Annotated in this window: 14 protein-coding genes; 7 read left to right on the top strand and 7 right to left on the bottom strand. The window is 60.1% G+C overall.

Annotation, left to right across the window (positions count from 1 at the left end; translation table 11 throughout):
• The first annotated feature begins 147 nt into the window (after positions 1 to 147).
• The gene (gene metF, locus FHU12_RS22905) at positions 148 to 1,044 is read left to right on the top strand and encodes a methylenetetrahydrofolate reductase (protein WP_033645217.1); all 897 of its coding nucleotides are present in this window, start codon (positions 148 to 150) and stop codon (positions 1,042 to 1,044) included.
• Positions 1,045 to 1,150: 106 nt separating this feature from the next.
• On the opposite strand, the gene ppc is transcribed toward metF, so the two are convergent.
• Positions 1,151 to 3,787, bottom strand: coding sequence for a phosphoenolpyruvate carboxylase (ppc, locus tag FHU12_RS22910; RefSeq protein WP_141971959.1), 2,637 nt, complete (start codon positions 3,785 to 3,787; stop codon positions 1,151 to 1,153).
• 258 nt (positions 3,788 to 4,045) lie between these two features.
• Positions 4,046 to 5,191, bottom strand: a complete 1,146-nt coding sequence (gene argE, locus FHU12_RS22915) for an acetylornithine deacetylase (protein WP_170853162.1) — start codon at positions 5,189 to 5,191, stop codon at positions 4,046 to 4,048.
• 216 nt (positions 5,192 to 5,407) lie between these two features.
• Here argE and argC point away from each other — a divergent pair, with 216 nt between their 5' ends.
• The 4 genes from argC (at position 5,408) to argH (ending at position 9,894) form a co-directional block, all read left to right on the top strand.
• The gene (gene argC, locus FHU12_RS22920) at positions 5,408 to 6,412 is read left to right on the top strand and encodes an N-acetyl-gamma-glutamyl-phosphate reductase (RefSeq protein ID WP_049205319.1); all 1,005 of its coding nucleotides are present in this window, start codon (positions 5,408 to 5,410) and stop codon (positions 6,410 to 6,412) included.
• Positions 6,413 to 6,432: 20 nt separating this feature from the next.
• Positions 6,433 to 7,206, top strand: coding sequence for an acetylglutamate kinase (gene argB, locus FHU12_RS22925; protein ID WP_141971963.1), 774 nt, complete (start codon positions 6,433 to 6,435; stop codon positions 7,204 to 7,206).
• Positions 7,207 to 7,231: 25 nt separating this feature from the next.
• Complete coding sequence (locus FHU12_RS22930) at positions 7,232 to 8,452, top strand: argininosuccinate synthase (protein ID WP_019452247.1); 1,221 nt, start codon at positions 7,232 to 7,234, stop codon at positions 8,450 to 8,452.
• A gap of 68 nt (positions 8,453 to 8,520) precedes the next feature.
• A complete protein-coding gene (gene argH, locus FHU12_RS22935; protein WP_073534599.1) occupies positions 8,521 to 9,894 on the top strand; it encodes an argininosuccinate lyase in 1,374 nt (457 codons plus the stop codon).
• Positions 9,895 to 9,930: 36 nt separating this feature from the next.
• Here the strand turns inward: argH and FHU12_RS22940 are convergent, their stop codons facing one another.
• The 4 genes from FHU12_RS22940 to FHU12_RS22955 all read right to left on the bottom strand — a co-directional run bounded on the left by FHU12_RS22940 (position 9,931) and on the right by FHU12_RS22955 (position 12,921).
• A complete protein-coding gene (locus FHU12_RS22940) occupies positions 9,931 to 10,257 on the bottom strand; it encodes a type II toxin-antitoxin system HicB family antitoxin (protein ID WP_019452249.1) in 327 nt (108 codons plus the stop codon).
• Positions 10,244 to 10,504 carry a hypothetical protein gene (locus FHU12_RS22945; RefSeq protein ID WP_025304653.1) on the bottom strand — a complete coding sequence of 87 codons (261 nt, stop codon included), beginning with the start codon at positions 10,502 to 10,504 and terminating at the stop codon, positions 10,244 to 10,246. The genes FHU12_RS22940 and FHU12_RS22945 overlap by 14 nt, the downstream gene beginning before the upstream one ends.
• A 164-nt stretch (positions 10,505 to 10,668) precedes the next feature.
• Complete coding sequence (locus FHU12_RS22950; protein ID WP_141971965.1) at positions 10,669 to 12,117, bottom strand: dihydrolipoyl dehydrogenase; 1,449 nt, start codon at positions 12,115 to 12,117, stop codon at positions 10,669 to 10,671.
• Between the two features lie 72 nt (positions 12,118 to 12,189).
• A complete protein-coding gene (locus FHU12_RS22955; protein ID WP_019452251.1) occupies positions 12,190 to 12,921 on the bottom strand; it encodes a glutathione peroxidase in 732 nt (243 codons plus the stop codon).
• A 150-nt stretch (positions 12,922 to 13,071) separates the two neighbouring features.
• Here FHU12_RS22955 and oxyR point away from each other — a divergent pair, with 150 nt between their 5' ends.
• Positions 13,072 to 13,989: a DNA-binding transcriptional regulator OxyR gene (gene oxyR / locus FHU12_RS22960; RefSeq protein ID WP_025304651.1), complete on the top strand. Its 918-nt coding sequence runs from the start codon at positions 13,072 to 13,074 to the stop codon at positions 13,987 to 13,989.
• On the opposite strand, the gene sthA is transcribed toward oxyR, so the two are convergent.
• Positions 13,972 to 15,369 (bottom strand): Si-specific NAD(P)(+) transhydrogenase, encoded by a 1,398-nt coding sequence (gene sthA / locus FHU12_RS22965; protein ID WP_004931047.1) that lies wholly within the window; start codon positions 15,367 to 15,369, stop codon positions 13,972 to 13,974. The genes oxyR and sthA overlap by 18 nt on opposite strands.
• Before the next feature lie 218 nt (positions 15,370 to 15,587).
• Between sthA and fabR the strand changes: the two genes are divergently transcribed.
• Complete coding sequence (fabR, locus tag FHU12_RS22970; protein WP_004931044.1) at positions 15,588 to 16,220, top strand: HTH-type transcriptional repressor FabR; 633 nt, start codon at positions 15,588 to 15,590, stop codon at positions 16,218 to 16,220.
• The last annotated feature ends 3 nt before the right edge of the window (positions 16,221 to 16,223 follow it).

Genomic DNA, 16,223 nt, shown 5'->3' on the forward strand with positions numbered 1-16,223 from the left:
TGAGTGGGTGAGGATTAATCACCTTATTCCCCTCATTTTCCTGTTGACTCTTTAGCCAACATGCGGCATTTTCTATCTAGACGTCTAAACGTATAGACGCTCATCAAGATGAAATAAAAACAGTGATCGAGAAGAGGTGAGCAGGGTATGAGTTTTTTCCACGCAAACCAGCGGGAAGCGCTGAATCAGAGTCTGGCGGAGTTGAACGGCCAGATTAACGTATCATTCGAGTTCTTCCCGCCACGCACCAGCGAGATGGAAGAGACCCTGTGGCAGTCGATCGATCGTCTGAGCATCCTCAAACCTAAATTCGTTTCTGTCACCTACGGCGCCAACTCCGGCGAGCGCGATCGCACCCACAGCATCATCAAGGGGATCAAGGAGCGCACCGGCCTGGAGGCGGCGCCGCACCTGACCTGCATCGACGCCAGCCCGGCGCAGCTGCGCGACATCGCGACTGACTACTGGAACAGCGGCATCCGTCACATCGTGGCGCTGCGCGGCGATCTGCCGCCGGGCGGCGGCAAGCCGGAAATGTACGCGACCGATCTGGTGGCGTTGCTGAAAGACGTGGGCGACTTCGACATTTCCGTCGCCGCTTACCCGGAAGTGCACCCGGAGGCGAAGAGCGCCCAGGCCGATTTGATTAACCTGAAACGCAAGATCGATGCTGGCGCCAGTCGCGCCATTACCCAGTTCTTCTTCGACGTTGAGAGCTACCTGCGCTTCCGCGACCGCTGCGTCGCCGCCGGTATCGACGTGGAAATCGTGCCGGGCATTCTGCCGGTGTCCAACTTCAAGCAGCTGCAGCGCTTCGCCACCATGACCAACGTGCGGGTGCCAAGCTGGATGACCAGTATGTTCGAAGGGCTGGACGACGATGCGGAGACCCGCAAAATGGTCGGCGCCAACATCGCCATGGACATGGTGAAGATCCTCAGCCGCGAAGGGGTGAAAGATTTCCACTTCTATACGCTGAACCGTGCAGAGATGAGCTACGCGATCTGCCACACGCTGGGCGTGCGCCCGGTGGCCGCCGCCTGACAGGCTTGTTCCATTGAAAAAGGGCGTCGCTTTACCGCGGCGCCCTTTTTTTGTGGGGAAAGGTATAAAAAAACGGCCCCGATAAACGGGGCCGCGATTAGGCTCACTAGCCGGTGTTGCGCATCCCGGCGGCGACGCCGGCGATGGTGACCATCAGCGCTTGCTCGACGCGGGCGTCCGGCTGTTCCTGCTGGCGCGAACGGTGCAGCAGTTCAGCCTGCAAGACGTTCAGCGGGTCGGTATAGACGTTGCGCAGCGCGATGGATTCGGCGATCCACGGCAGGTCTTCCATCAGGTGCGCATCGTTGGCGATGGTCAGCACCACCTTGATGTCGCTTTCCAGCTGATCGCGCAGCTGTTGGCCCAGCGGCCACAGCGCTTTATCCACCAGGCGCTGATCGTAGTATTCCGCCAGCCACAGGTCGGCCTTGGCGAACACCATTTCCAGCATGGCGATGCGGGTGGAGAAGAACGGCCAGTCGCGACACATCGCCTCCAGCTCCGCCTGTTTGCCGGCTTTCACCGCTTCCTGCAATCCGGCACCGGCGCCGAGCCAGGCCGGCAGCATCAGGCGGTTCTGCGTCCAGGCGAAGATCCACGGAATGGCGCGCAGGCTCTCTACGCCGCCGTTCGGCTTGCGCTTGGCCGGGCGTGAGCCCAGCGGCAGTTTACCCAGCTCCAGCTCCGGCGTGGCCGCGCGGAAGTAAGGCACGAAGTCCGGGTTTTCACGCACGTAGCCGCGATACATCCGGCAGGAGGTCTCGGACAAGTCGTCCATCAATGCACGCCATTCTTTCTTCGGTTCCGGCGGCGGCAGCAGGTTGGCCTCGAGGATCGCGCCGGCATACAGCGCCAGGCTGCTGATGGTGACTTCCGGCAGGCCGAACTTGAAGCGGATCATCTCGCCCTGTTCGGTGACGCGCAGGCCGCCCTTCAGGCTGCCCGGCGGCTGCGACAGCAGCGCCGCATGCGCCGGTGCGCCGCCGCGGCCGATGGAGCCACCGCGGCCGTGGAACAGCGTCAGCGCTACGCCGGCCTTTTCACAGGTTTTGATCAGCGCGTCCTGCGCACGGTACTGCGCCCAGGAAGCCGCCATCACGCCGGCGTCTTTCGCCGAGTCGGAATAGCCGATCATCACCATCTGTTTGCCCTGGATGAAGCCGCGATACCAGTCGATATTCAGCAACTGGGTCATTACGTCGTCGGCGTTGTTCAGATCGTCGAGGGTTTCGAACAGCGGGGCGACCGGCAGCGCGAACGGGCAGCCGGCCTCTTTCAGCAGCAGGTGCACTGCCAGCACGTCGGAAGGCGTGCGCGCCATCGAAATCACGTAGGCGGCGATCGAGCCCTGCGGCGCTTCGGCGATCACTCGGCAGGTTTCCAGCACTTCCTGCGTGTCGGCGCTCGGTTGCCATTTCAGCGGCACCAGCGGGCGTTTGGAATTCAGTTCGCGGATCAGGAACGCCTGCTTATCGGCTTCCGACCAGCTTTCATAGTCGCCCAGCCCCAGGTAGCGGGTCAGCTCGGCGATGGCTTCGGTATGGCGGGTGCTTTCCTGGCGCACGTCGATGCGCACCAGCGGCACGCCGAAGCAGCGCACGCGGCGCAGGGTATCCAGCAGTTGCCCGTTGGCGATGATGCCCATGCCACAGGCCTGCAGCGACTGGTAGCAGGCATACAGCGGCTCCCACAGCTGCTCGTTGTTCACCAACAGGTCGTGCGGTTTCAGCACGCGCTCGCCTTTAAGGCGGCCTTCCAGATAGGCCTGGGAGCTCATCAGCTGGCTGCGCAGCTGCTTCATGATTTCGCGGTACGGTTCCTGCACCTCGTCACCGCCGGCGCGGGCGCGCAGCTCCGGGGTACACTCGGTCATCGACAGCTCGGAGACCAGCACCTGAATATCGCGGGTGAACAGGTCACAGGCTTTCCAGCGGCTGAGCAGCAGCACATGGCGGGTAATTTCGGCGGTCACGTTCGGGTTGCCGTCGCGGTCGCCGCCCATCCAGGAGGTGAAGCGCACCGGCACCGCTTCCGCCGGCAGGCTGTAATTGATGGAATTTTCCAACTGCTCATTGAACTCGCGCAGGAACGCCGGCACGCCTTCCCACAGACTGTTTTCCACTACCGCGAAGCCCCATTTGGCTTCGTCGATCGGGGAAGGGCGATGTTTGCGAATCTCATCGGTGTGCCACGACTGGGCCACCAACTGGCGCAGGCGGCGCATGATCTTGTTGCGCTCGTAGTCGGCCAGATCGTTGTGATCGAGCTGGCTGAGGCAGGTATTGACCTCTACCAGTTTGTGGATCAGGGTGCGGCGGGTGATCTCCGTCGGGTGCGCCGTCAGCACCAGCTCGATGGAGAGTTGCGACACCGCGTGCTGCAGCTCTTTGTCGCTGAGCTTTTTGTCTTTGAGGCGACTGAACAGCTGCGCCAGCGCTTCCGGGTTGCTGGCGGCCTCGCCGTTGGGCGAAATGCTGTGATACTGCTCGGCGACGTTGGTCAGGTTGAGGAACTGGCTGAAGGCGCGCGCCACCGGCAGCAGCTCGTCGTTGGACAGGTTCTGCAGGGTGGAGAGCAGCTCCTGGCGATGCGCTTCGTTGCCGGCGCGTGAGGATTTGGAAAGCTTACGGATGGTCTCAACGCGATCGAGAATATGCTCGCCCAGCGCTTCTTTGATGGTATCGCCGAGCAATTTGCCGAGCATACTGACATTACTGCGCATTGCCGAATATTGTTCGTTCATATAACCCCTGACCCAGTTCTGTATGATTTTTATCTTGTAAATAAATTTCACGCGTCAGGCGCAGACCGCCTGCCTGATCACATCGCGTTCCTGTCCAATCGTCAATTGACACTATTTTTAGCAAAAAAACATCAAAATCGGCGCATTTTCTGAAATTTAATTACGGCGCGTCGGTTATCAGCACGGCTTATTTCGCCGTTTTCTACTTATTTTGAGTTAGGGGAAAGCATAAAACATTTCCCCTGTTAAATGTCGGGTTTATTGCCGGCAAAAGTGATTGACCAGCTGGCCCAGCAGTTTGCGCGTCGGTTCGATAAACGCGGTGTCGATGTATTCGTCCGGCTGGTGGGCCTGATCGATGGAACCGGGGCCGAGCACCAACGTCGGGCAAACCTGCTGCACGAACGGCGCTTCGGTGCAGTAGTTGACCACCTGCGTGCGGGTGCCCAGCAGTTCCTCGATCACCGCCACCATGCGGTGGTCGGTCGGGCATTCGTAGCCCGGCACCGACGCGTGTAGCTCCTCGATGGTCAGGCGGCCCGGCCAGCGTTGACTTACCGGCTCCAATGCCTGATGCATCAGTTCGTTGATGTTGTCGAGCGTCATGCCAGGCAGCGGGCGGATATCCAGGTGCAGCTCGCAGCAGGCGCAGATGCGGTTGGCCGCGTCGCCGCCGTTGATATGGCCGAAGTTCATGGTGGGATAAGGCACGGCGAACGCCGGGTTGTTGTAGCGCTCCTGCAGGGTTTTGCGCAGCTCCATCAGGCGGCCGATGGATTCGTGCATCAGATCGATGGCGTTGACGCCGCGTGCCGGATCGCTGGAATGGCCGGACTGGCCGACGATGCGAATGGCGTTGGCCATGTGGCCCTTGTGCGCACGCACCGGCTGGAGCGAGGTTGGCTCGCCGATGATGGCGAAATCCGGCCGAATCGCGGTGGAGGCGGCGAAATAACGTGCGCCGGCCATCGTCGTTTCTTCATCTGCGGTGGCCAGAATGTACAGCGGCTTGGTCAATTTGCTCGCGTCGATATCGCGCACCGCATCCAGAATAAAGGCGAAGAAGCCTTTCATGTCGGCGGTGCCCAGGCCGTAGAGCTTGTTGTCATGCTCGGTCAGGGTGAAGGGATCGCGCGTCCAGCGGCCCTCGTCGTAAGGCACCGTATCGGTATGACCCGCCAGCAGCAGGCCGCCGCTGCCCTCGCCGATGCTGGCCAGCAAGTTGAATTTGTGGCGCGATTCCGGCACCGGCTGTACGTCGACGCGAAAGCCCAGGTCGGCAAACCATCCTGCCAGCAAGTTGATTAACGCCTCATTGCTCTGATCGAGGCCGGCATCGGTGGCGCTGATTGACGGAGTGGCGATCAACGCCCGGTACAGCTCAATAAATGGAGGTAATTTCATCTTCACTGTTGACAGCCTTTGGTTAGGATAGTATCAATATTCATGCATTTATTTTGAATAAAAATACAGTAAGCCGAAGCGTAAGGGAACCCGATACCCGGATGTTTATAAAAGCATCAACGCCTGGCTCCGTGGGTGAACGGCGCAACAACGCTGGCTAGCCCTGTTACCTGGGTCGCAAGCGACCGCACGTCAGTTTAGAAGGTGAAAGGCCACATGTTGAATACGCTGATCGTTGGTGCCAGCGGTTACGCCGGAGCGGAGCTCACGGCTTACCTGAATCGCCACCCACACATGAACATAACCGCTTTAGCGGTTTCAGCGCAAAGTGCAGATGCAGGAAAGTTGCTTTCCGATCTCCATCCCCAGTTGAAAGGCATCGTCGATCTGCCGCTGCAACCGTTGACCGACGTTGCCAAGGCGGCGCAGGGTATCGACGTGGTGTTCCTCGCCACCGCCCATGAAGTCAGCCACGATATCGCACCGGCCTTCCTGGCGGCGGGCTGCGTGGTGTTCGATCTGTCGGGCGCCTTCCGCGTGCAGGACGCCGGTTTTTATAGCCAGTATTACGGTTTCGAGCATCAGCATGGCACCCTGCTGGAGCAGGCGGTGTACGGCCTGGCGGAGTGGCAGAGCGACAAGATTAAACAGGCGCAGCTGATTGCCGTGCCGGGCTGTTACCCGACGGCGGCGCAGCTGGCGCTGAAACCGTTAATCGAAAAACAGCTGCTGAACCTCGACCAGTGGCCGGTGATCAACGCCACCAGCGGCGTTAGCGGCGCCGGTCGCAAGGCCAGCATGACCACCAGCTTCTGCGAAGTGAGCCTGCAGCCGTACGGTATTTTCACTCACCGGCACCAGCCGGAGATCGCCGCGCACCTGGGCGTGCCGGTTATCTTTACGCCGCACCTGGGCAACTTCCCGCGCGGCATCCTTGAAACCATCACCTGCCGCCTGAAAGCCGGCGTGACCGCGCAGGACGTCGCGGCCGCCTATCATGCCGCCTATGACGACAAGCCGCTGGTGCGGTTGTACGACCAGGGCGTGCCGGCGCTGAAAGCGGTGGTGGGGTTGCCGTTCTGCGACATCGGTTTTGCGGTGCAGGGCGAGCATCTGATCGCCGTAGCGGTGGAAGACAACCTGCTGAAAGGCGCGGCGGCGCAGGCGGTGCAATGCCTGAATATCCGTTTCGGCTTCCCGGAAACCCAGTCACTCCTTTAAACCAGCGTGAGTAAACAGCAATGAACCCGTTAATTATCAAGTTAGGTGGCGTGTTATTAGACAGTGAAGAAGCGCTGGAGCGTCTGTTTACCGCGCTGGACAGCTACCGCCAGCAGCATCAGCGTCCGCTGGTGATCGTGCACGGTGGCGGCTGCGTGGTGGACGAACTGATGAAGCAGCTCGCCTTGCCGGTGGTGAAAAAGAATGGCCTGCGGGTCACGCCGGCCGATCAGATCGACATCATCACCGGCGCGCTGGCCGGCACCGCCAACAAAACGCTGCTGGCGTGGGCGATTAAACATCAGATCAACGCCGTCGGCCTGAGCCTGGCGGACGGCGGCAGCGTGGTCGTGACCCCGCTCGATCCGGCATTGGGTCACGTCGGCAACGCGCAGCCCGGTTCGCCCGCGCTGATCAATACCCTGCTGAGTGCCGGCTACCTGCCGGTGGTCAGCTCCATCGGCATCACCGCCGAAGGGCAGTTAATGAACGTGAACGCCGATCAGGCGGCGACGGCGCTGGCGGCGACGCTGGGGGCGGACCTTATCCTGCTGTCGGACGTCAGCGGCATCCTCGATGGCAAGGGGCAACGCATTGCGGAAATGACGGCGCAAAAAGCGGAGCAACTGATCGCGCAAGGCATCATCACCGATGGTATGGTGGTGAAGGTGAATGCGGCGCTCGACGCTGCTCGCACCCTCGGCCGCCCGGTGGATATCGCCAGCTGGCGCCATGCCGATCAGCTTCCTGCTTTGTTTAACGGCGTGTCGATTGGCACCCGGATCCTCGCTTAATTTTAGAATTAGAAAGGAATAGATCATGCAAAACCAAGGCATCAAAAAAATCGTTCTGGCGTACTCCGGCGGCCTGGATACCTCGGCCATCATTCCATGGCTGAAAGAGAACTACGGCGGCTGTGAAGTGGTGGCGTTTGTGGCGGACATCGGTCAGGAGCGCAGCGATCTGGAAGGCGTGGAGCAAAAAGCCCTGCAGTCCGGTGCCTCTGAATGTCACGTGGTCGATCTGCGTGAAGAATTTATCCGCGATTACGTTTATCCGGTGCTGCAGACCGGCGCCCTGTACGAAGGCAGCTACCTGCTGGGCACGTCGATGGCACGGCCGATCATCGCCAAGGCGCAGGTTGAGCTGGCGTTGAAAGTGGGGGCCGACGCGCTGTGCCACGGAGCGACCGGCAAAGGCAACGACCAGGTGCGCTTCGAGACCACCTATACCGCGCTGGCGCCGCAGCTGAAAGTGGTGGCGCCGTGGCGTGAGTGGAACCTGCGTTCCCGTGAAGCGCTGCTGGATTACCTGAAAGAGCGCAACATCCCGACCACCGCATCGTTGGAGAAGATCTACAGCCGCGATGAAAACGCCTGGCACATCTCCACCGAAGGCGGCGTGCTGGAAAGCCCGTGGAATGCGCCGAACAAAGATTGCTGGGTATGGACCGTCGATCCGCAGGAAGCGCCGGATCAGCCTGAGCAGGTGACCGTTACCGTTGAGAAAGGCCGCGTTGTGGCGGTTAACGGTAAAGCGCTGTCGCCGTACCAGTGCCTGGAAACCCTGAACGCGCTGGGTGCCAAGCACGGCGTCGGCCGTATCGACATCGTGGAAAACCGCCTGGTGGGGATCAAATCCCGCGGCTGTTATGAAACCCCAGGGGGCACCATCATGGTGGCGGCGCTGCGTGCCGTCGAGCAGCTGGTGCTGGATCGCGACAGCTTCAAATGGCGCGAGCAGCTGGGCCTGGAAATGTCTTATGTGGTGTACGACGGCCGCTGGTTTGCGCCGCTGCGCCGTTCGCTGCAGGCTTCTGCCGAAGCGCTGGCGGAAGAGGTGAACGGCGAAGTGGTGTTGCAGCTGTACAAAGGTCAGGTGACGGCGACCCAGAAGAAATCCGCCAACAGCCTGTACTCCGAAGAGTTCGCCACCTTCGGCGAAGACGAAGTTTACGATCACAGCCACGCGGGCGGCTTTATCCGCCTGTTCTCTCTGTCTTCACGCATCCGCGCGTTGAACGAGAAAAAGAATAAATAATCGATTGGCGTGACTCTGCAAGGGCGCAGCATGCTGCGCCCTTTCGCATAAAAATTCAGGAGTAAGATATGGCACTTTGGGGCGGACGGTTCACTCAGGCGGCGGATCAGCGGTTCAAGCAACTCAATGATTCGCTGCGGTTCGATTATCGCCTGGCGGAGCAGGATATCGTGGGCTCGGTGGCCTGGTCGAAGGCGCTGGTGACCGTTAACGTGTTGACCGCAGCGGAGCAACAGCAGCTGGAGCAGGCGCTGAATGCACTACTGACGGAAGTCCAGGCCGATCCTTTGGCGATCGTCCAAAGCGATGCCGAAGACATCCACAGCTGGGTGGAGCAGAAGCTGATCGAGAAGGTCGGCGATTTGGGCAAGAAGCTGCACACCGGCCGCAGCCGCAACGATCAGGTCGCAACCGATCTGAAGCTGTGGTGCAAACAGCAGATCGGCGATCTGCATCAGGCGATCGTCCAGCTGCAGCAGGCGCTGGTGGAGACTGCCGAAGCCAACCAGGATGCGGTGATGCCGGGGTATACCCACCTGCAACGTGCACAGCCGGTGACTTTCGCGCACTGGTGCCTGGCCTATGTCGAAATGCTGGCGCGCGATGAAAGCCGCCTGCAGGATACCCTGAAACGGCTGGATGTCAGCCCACTGGGCAGCGGTGCGCTGGCCGGTACCGCTTATCCTATCGATCGTGAGCAACTGGCCGGCTGGCTGGGTTTCGCCTCGGCGACCCGCAACAGCCTGGACAGCGTATCCGATCGCGATCACGTGCTGGAGCTGCTGTCCAACGCCGCCATCAGCATGGTGCACCTGTCGCGCTTTGCCGAAGATCTGATCTTCTTCAACAGCGGCGAAGCGGCGTTTGTCGAGCTGTCCGACCGTGTGACCTCCGGCTCTTCGCTGATGCCGCAGAAGAAAAACCCGGACGCGCTGGAGCTGATCCGCGGCAAATGCGGCCGCGTACAGGGCGCGCTGACCGGCATGATGATGACGCTGAAAGGCCTGCCGCTGGCGTATAACAAAGACATGCAGGAAGACAAAGAAGGGCTGTTCGACGCGCTCGACACCTGGATGGACTGCCTGCAGATGGCGGCGCTGGTGCTGGACGGCATTCAGGTGAAACGCCCGCGCTGTCAGGAAGCGGCGGAGCAGGGCTATGCCAACGCCACCGAGCTGGCGGATTACCTGGTCGCCAAGGGCGTGCCATTCCGCGAAGCGCACCATATCGTCGGCGAGGCGGTGGTAGAAGCGATTCGCCAGGGTAAACCGCTGGAAGCGCTGCCGCTGGCGGACTTGCAGCAGTTTAGCGCGACGATTGGCGACGACGTTTACCCGATCCTGGCGTTGCAATCCTGCCTGGACAAGCGTGCGGCCAAAGGCGGCGTCGCGCCGCAGCAGGTGGCCGCGGCAATCGCCGCAGCGAAACAGCGTTTAGCTTGAGGACAATAAGGGCGGCCTGGCGCCGCCCTTGCACCTCTATCCCGCCAGGCGTGCGCACAGATAACGGTTCAGGCTCACGCCTTCCTCCATCGCGCCGATCGCCAGCCGGCGATGCTGTTCCGGCGTCATGCGTAACACCAGTTTTCCGCTGAAGTTCTTTTCCGCCAGCGCCTGCGGCGGCGTTTCACCTTGCGCCAGCATGTCGGCGATCGTTTCGCTCACGACTTTTTCGATACCCTCCAGTGCGCCGGTACGCGTGGCGGCCAGCCAGGACAGCGAGGGGAATTCGGCGCACAGCCCGACATATTCACGATCTTCCGCTGACCAGGTGATGCGATAGGTATAGTGTTCATGCTTTTCCATGTTCTTCCTCCATTCTGGCCAGTGCGGCGATGACCTGCTTAACCTGATATGCCTTGGCCGCGCCGTTGTTGCCGCGTTGGATATTGATGCGCGGATCGCCTGGCCAGGGCATGCGATAAACGTGATGGCTGCTACCGTTTATGCGCGGCGGCCCAAACCATCGCACGCAGACTTTCGCTAACTCGGCGAATTTGATGCTGTTCTGCCGCTGTTGCAAATCAGCGATGTCATCCCTGATCTCGTTCATGCTGCCTCCATTTTAGTATCGTTATTGGTATCACTTCAATGCCAAAGCATAAAAAATGAGCGCGGGCGGGCCGTGAGGCAAGCGGGGGGAGGAAATTGTGGAAAGTGTTGCGCAAAAAAAAACCGGGCCTGAAGGCCCGGTGGATATAAACGGAGAATAAGAGGTTACTCACCCGGACAGCGCTGGCAGCGCTCGATTTCGGTCGCGCCGAGTTTGAGCTTCGCTTGCAGATCGCGCAGCGCGGTGCGCAAGCCTTCTTCGATCACCGGATGATAGAACGGCATGTCCAGCATCTGATCGACGGTCATCTGCTGCTGGTGTGCCCAGGCCAGCAGGTGCGCGATGTGCTCGGCGTCTGGGCCGATCATTTCCGCGCCGAGGAAACGGCCGGTGCCTTGCTCGCCGTAGACGTGCAAAATGCCCTTATTGCGCAGCATCACCCGCGAACGGCCCTGATTCTCAAACGAGACTTTGCCCACTTCAAAGCAGCCGCAGGCGCTGAACTTCTCGCTCAGCTCGCGGAAAGTTGAGCCGACCATGGCGATCTGCGGATCGGAGAACACCACCGAAATCGCGCTGCGGCGCAGACCTGGATTGATCTCTGGGAAGCTGCCGGCGTTAGCGCCGGCGATGCGTGCCTGATCGCTGGCCTCGTGCAGCAGCGGCAGTTGGTTGCTGGCGTCGCCGGCGATGAAAATATGCGGCACGCTGGTTTGCATCGTCAGGCGGTCGGCCAGCGGCACGCCTCGGGCGTCGAGTTGCAAGCCGGTATTTTCGAGGCCCAACCGATCGACGTTGGGGCGGCGACCGGTGGCGGCCAGCACGTAGTCCACCAGGATCTCCTGCGGTTGGCCCTGCAAGTCCTGATAGCGAATAAATACGCGGTCGCCTTCGCGCTGCATCATCTCTACTTTCACGTCGGCGTCGAGGTAGAACTCTTCCCCCAGCGCTTTGGCGGCGTAGTCGCGCACGGCGCTGTCGGTCAGCGGCCCGACGGCGCCGCCGATGCCGAATACCTTGGTGTCGACGCCGAGGCGGTGCAGCGCTTGCCCCAGCTCCAGCCCGATGACGCCGGGGCCGAATACCGCGACGGACTGCGGCAAGTCATCCCAGTTGAACAGGTCGTCGTTGACGATCAGACGGTCGCCCAGTGCGTTCCACGGCGCCGGCCAGCTGGGGCGGGAACCGGTGGCGATCACGATGCGCTGCGCTACGATGCGCGTATGCTCATCGACCTGCAGCGTGTTGTCGTCAATAAACCGGGCATAGCCCTGAATTTTGTCTTGGGCCGGGATCTCGTCCACGCCTTCCAGCACGAAGCCGACGAAGCGATCGCGTTCGCGTTTGACGCGCGCCATCACTTCGCGCCCGTCGATGCGAGTTTGACCGGCTGGGTGCACGCCAAAACCCGGCGCGCGTTCGATTTGATGCACCGCTTCGGCAGCGGCGATCAGCAATTTGGATGGCATGCAGCCAACGCGTGCACAGGTGGTGCCGTAAGGCCCGCCTTCGATCATCACCACGCTGGGGGTAGACAGTTTGGCCGCGCGATAGGCGCCGAGCCCTGCGGTGCCGCCGCCGATGACCGCGACATCAACGTTCAACAGTTTCATATCCGCTCCTGAAAGGTAAAAAAAGGGCGGGCCGTAGCCCGCCAAAGTTCACGTTGGCTTTGTTATTACTTATTAAGCTGACAGGAAAGTTTCCAGATCGTCGCTGCCACCGATGTGACGGCCGCCGATGAACACTTGCGGCACCGTGGCGCGGCCGCTGACGGCGCGCAGGCTGACGGTGGTGGCGTCTTTGCCCAGCACGATCTCTTCATACTGAATGCCGCGTTCTTGCAGCATCTGTTTGGCTTTGGCGCAGAATGGGCAGCCCGGTTTGGTGAACAGGGAGACCGATTCCTGCACTTTGAATTCCGGCGCCAGGTATTTCAGCATGGTGTCGGCGTCGGACACTTCAAACGGGTCGCCCGGCTTGTTTGGTTCGACGAACATTTTCTCGACCACGCCGTCGCGCACCAGCATCGAGTAGCGCCATGAACGCGGGCCAAAGCCCAGATCCGCTTTCTCGACCAGCATGTTCATGCCTTTGGTGAATTCACCGTTGCCGTCCGGCACGAAGGTGATGTTTTCCGCATGCTGATCGGCTTTCCAGGCGTTCATCACGAAGGTGTCGTTCACCGAGACGCACAGAATGCCGTCGACGCCGTGCTGCTTGAATACGCTGGACAGCTCGTTGTAGCGCGGCAGATGGCTCGAAGAGCAGGTCGGCGTGAACGCGCCCGGCAGCGAGAACACGATAACGGTTTTGTTTTTGAACAGGTCATCAGTGGTCACATCAATCCATTGGTCGCCCTGACGGGTGTGGAAAGTAACCTGAGGAACTTTCTTGCCTTCTTGACTGGTAAACATTGATTAACCCCTTAATTAGGAAAAGTAATTTTAGCATTTAGCGCGATATCGCTTCGTTGGGACACATTATTGTCGCTGGGGCTTGATAGATCTAATCGCTCATTGCTATCTTATCTATCGCCATGAGCTATCATGGAATGGAGGGAAACAATGAATATTCGTGATTTAGAGTATCTGGTCGCCTTGGCCGAGCACCGGCACTTCCGCCGTGCGGCCGATTCATGCCATGTGAGCCAGCCCACGCTGAGCGGGCAGATCCGCAAGCTGGAAGACGAGTTGGGCGTCATGCTGCTTGAGCGTACCAGCCGCAAGGTGCTGTTCACCCAGGCGGGTCTGTTGCTGGTGGAGCAGGCGCGTACTGTGCTGCGCGAAGTGAAAGTGTTGAAGGAGATGGCCAGCCAGCAGGGCGAAGCCATGTCCGGGCCGCTGCACATCGGTCTGATCCCGACCGTGGGGCCTTATCTGCTGCCGCAGATCATCCCGACGCTGCACAAAACCTTCCCGAAACTGGAAATGTACCTGCACGAAGCGCAAACCCACCAACTGCTGGCGCAACTCGACAGCGGCAAGCTGGACTGCGCCATTCTGGCGCTGGTGAAGGAAACCGAGGCGTTTATCGAAGTGCCTCTGTTCGATGAACCGATGAAGCTGGCGGTGTATTCCGATCACCCGTGGGCGCAGCGCGAGCGCGTAGCGATGCCGGATTTGGCGGGAGAGAAGCTGCTGATGCTGGAGGATGGCCACTGCCTGCGCGATCAGGCGATGGGCTTCTGCTTCCAGGCGGGCGCGGACGAGGATACCCACTTCCGCGCCACCAGTCTGGAAACGCTGCGCAATATGGTCGCGGCCGGCAGCGGCATTACCCTGCTGCCGTCACTGGCGGTGCCGCCGCAGCGCGAACGCGACGGCGTTTGCTATCTGGATTGCTACAAGCCGGAACCGAAGCGCACCATCGCGTTGGTGTATCGCCCCGGTTCCCCACTGCGCAGCCGTTATGAGCAGTTGGCCGAGGCGATCCGCGAGCACATGCAGGGCTACATCGACAACGCGTTAAAACAGGCGGTTTAAGCCGTTAAGCGCCGCCACCCGGTAGGCTTCGGCCATGGTCGGATAGTTGAAGGTCGTATTAACGAAATACTCGATAGTATTGCCTTCACCTTTCTGTTCCATGATCGCCTGACCGATGTGGATGATCTCCGCCGCACGTTCGCCGAAGCAGTGGATCCCGAGGATCTGCAGGGTGTCGCGATGGAACAGGATCTTCAGGCTGCCGACGTTCATCCCGGCGATCTGCGCGCGCGCCAGATGCTTGAACTGGGCGCGGCCCACTTCATACGGCACCTTCATCGCCGTCAGTTCCTGCTCGGTTTTGCCGACGGAGCTGATTTCCGGAATGGTGTAGATGCCGGTCGGGATATCTTCGATTAAGTGACCGCTGGCTTCACCGGAAGCGATCGCCTGCGCGGCGATGCGGCCCTGATCGTAGGCGGCGGAAGCCAGGCTCGGATAGCCGATCACGTCACCGACCGCATAGATGTGCGACAGCGCGGTTTGATACATGCTGTTCACCTTCAGCAACCCGCGGCTGTCCGACTCCAGGCCGACGTTTTCCAACCCCAGCGAATCGGTGTTGCCGGTACGGCCGTTGGCGTACAGCAAGCAGTCCGCTTTCACCTTCTTGCCGGACTTCAGGTGCACGATTACGCCGTCTTCGGTGCCCTCAATCTTCTCGAACTCTTCGTTATGGCGGATCACCACGCCGTTGTTCCAGAAGTGGTAAGAGAGCGAATCCGACATTTCCTGATCGAGGAACGCCAGCAGGCGATCGCGGGTGTTGATCAGATCGACCTTGACGTTCAGACCGCGGAAGATAGACGCATACTCGCAGCCGATCACCCCGGCGCCGTAAATGATGACGTGGCGCGGCTCATGGCTCAGTTCGAGAATGGAGTCGCTGTCGTAGATGCGTGGGTGATTGAAATCGACGCTGGCCGGATGGTAAGGACGCGAGCCGCAGGCGATCACGATGTGGTCGGCGCGGATGGTGTCCTGGGTACCGTCCATATAGCTGACGCTGACGGTGTTGGCGTCGATGAAGCGCGCGTCACCGGCGAACAGTTTGCACTGATTCCGCTCATAGAACCCTTGGCGCATGCGGGTCTGCTGGCTGATGACGTTATCGGCGTGGCGTAAAATGTCAGGGAAGGTCGCGCTGAGCGTGCGCGAGTTGTTGTAAAGCGGGTTCTGATTGAATTCGATAATGCGGCTGACGGCGTGGCGGAGGGCTTTGGAAGGGATGGTGCCCCAGTGGGTACATCCGCCGCCTACGTTATTGTACCGTTCGATAACGGCCACGCGGGCGCCCTGTTTCACCAGCCCCATGGCGGCACCTTCACCACCAGGGCCCGAGCCAATCACAATGGCATCAAATTGATAGTGCTGTTGCATGTAGGAGAGACCTGTTTTTTTATACAAGATTACAACGGTATCTTAACATCATAGCGCTGCTCACCCAATCACCATTAGGCTTTTTGAGTCAAAGCACAATCGGCTCAGGGCGGAAGTGTGATAGAGCGCGTTAGTATAAATGCTGTTGCAATAAAATTTGCTATATTGCCGAGTCTAGGGCGTTAGACTGAGAGAATGGAACCTATCCGGATATGCATATGGGCGTCAGAGCACAACAAAAAGAACGGACTCGTCGTTCCCTGATCGAAGCTGCTTTCAGCCAGCTGAGCGCCGAACGCAGCTTCGCCAGCCTGAGTCTGCGGGAAGTTTCACGCGAGGCAGGCATCGCGCCCACGTCGTTTTATCGCCATTTCCGCGATGTGGATGAGCTGGGGTTGACCATGGTGGACGAAAGCGGCCTGATGCTGCGTCAGTTGATGCGCCAGGCGCGCCAACGCATCGCCAAAGGCGGCAGCGTGATCCGCACCTCGGTGTCCACCTTTATGGAATTTATCGGTAACAACCCGAACGCCTTCCGCCTGCTGCTGCGCGAGCGCTCCGGCACATCGGCGGCATTCCGTGCGGCGGTGGCGCGCGAGATCCAGCATTTCATCGCCGAACTGGCGGACTACCTCGAGTTGGAAAACCACATGCCGCGCAGCTTTACCGAAGCGCAGGCGGAAGCGATGGTCACCATTGTGTTCAGCGCCGGCGCGGAAGCGCTGGATATCGACGTCGAGCAGCGGCAGCAGCTGGAAGAACGGCTGGTGCTGCAGCTGCGGATGATCTCCAAAGGGGCGTATTACTGGTATCGTCGCGAACAAGAAAAAGCTTCTGTGTCCCACGTATAAAAA

Source organism: Serratia marcescens (assembly GCF_006715005.1).
GTDB classification, from domain to species: domain Bacteria; phylum Pseudomonadota; class Gammaproteobacteria; order Enterobacterales; family Enterobacteriaceae; genus Serratia; species Serratia montpellierensis.

Bases quoted from the DNA above. Each gene is read 5' to 3' on its own strand.
- metF (WP_033645217.1), top strand. From the start codon at position 148: ATGAGTTTTTTCCACGCAAACCAGCGGGAAGCGCTGAATCAGAGTCTG.
- ppc (WP_141971959.1), bottom strand. From the start codon at position 3,787: ATGAACGAACAATATTCGGCAATGCGCAGTAATGTCAGTATGCTCGGC.
- argE (WP_170853162.1), bottom strand. From the start codon at position 5,191: ATGAAATTACCTCCATTTATTGAGCTGTACCGGGCGTTGATCGCCACT.
- argC (WP_049205319.1), top strand. From the start codon at position 5,408: ATGTTGAATACGCTGATCGTTGGTGCCAGCGGTTACGCCGGAGCGGAG.
- argB (WP_141971963.1), top strand. From the start codon at position 6,433: ATGAACCCGTTAATTATCAAGTTAGGTGGCGTGTTATTAGACAGTGAA.
- FHU12_RS22930 (WP_019452247.1), top strand. From the start codon at position 7,232: ATGCAAAACCAAGGCATCAAAAAAATCGTTCTGGCGTACTCCGGCGGC.
- argH (WP_073534599.1), top strand. From the start codon at position 8,521: ATGGCACTTTGGGGCGGACGGTTCACTCAGGCGGCGGATCAGCGGTTC.
- FHU12_RS22940 (WP_019452249.1), bottom strand. From the start codon at position 10,257: ATGGAAAAGCATGAACACTATACCTATCGCATCACCTGGTCAGCGGAA.
- FHU12_RS22945 (WP_025304653.1), bottom strand. From the start codon at position 10,504: ATGAACGAGATCAGGGATGACATCGCTGATTTGCAACAGCGGCAGAAC.
- FHU12_RS22950 (WP_141971965.1), bottom strand. From the start codon at position 12,117: ATGAAACTGTTGAACGTTGATGTCGCGGTCATCGGCGGCGGCACCGCA.
- FHU12_RS22955 (WP_019452251.1), bottom strand. From the start codon at position 12,921: ATGTTTACCAGTCAAGAAGGCAAGAAAGTTCCTCAGGTTACTTTCCAC.
- oxyR (WP_025304651.1), top strand. From the start codon at position 13,072: ATGAATATTCGTGATTTAGAGTATCTGGTCGCCTTGGCCGAGCACCGG.
- sthA (WP_004931047.1), bottom strand. From the start codon at position 15,369: ATGCAACAGCACTATCAATTTGATGCCATTGTGATTGGCTCGGGCCCT.
- fabR (WP_004931044.1), top strand. From the start codon at position 15,588: ATGGGCGTCAGAGCACAACAAAAAGAACGGACTCGTCGTTCCCTGATC.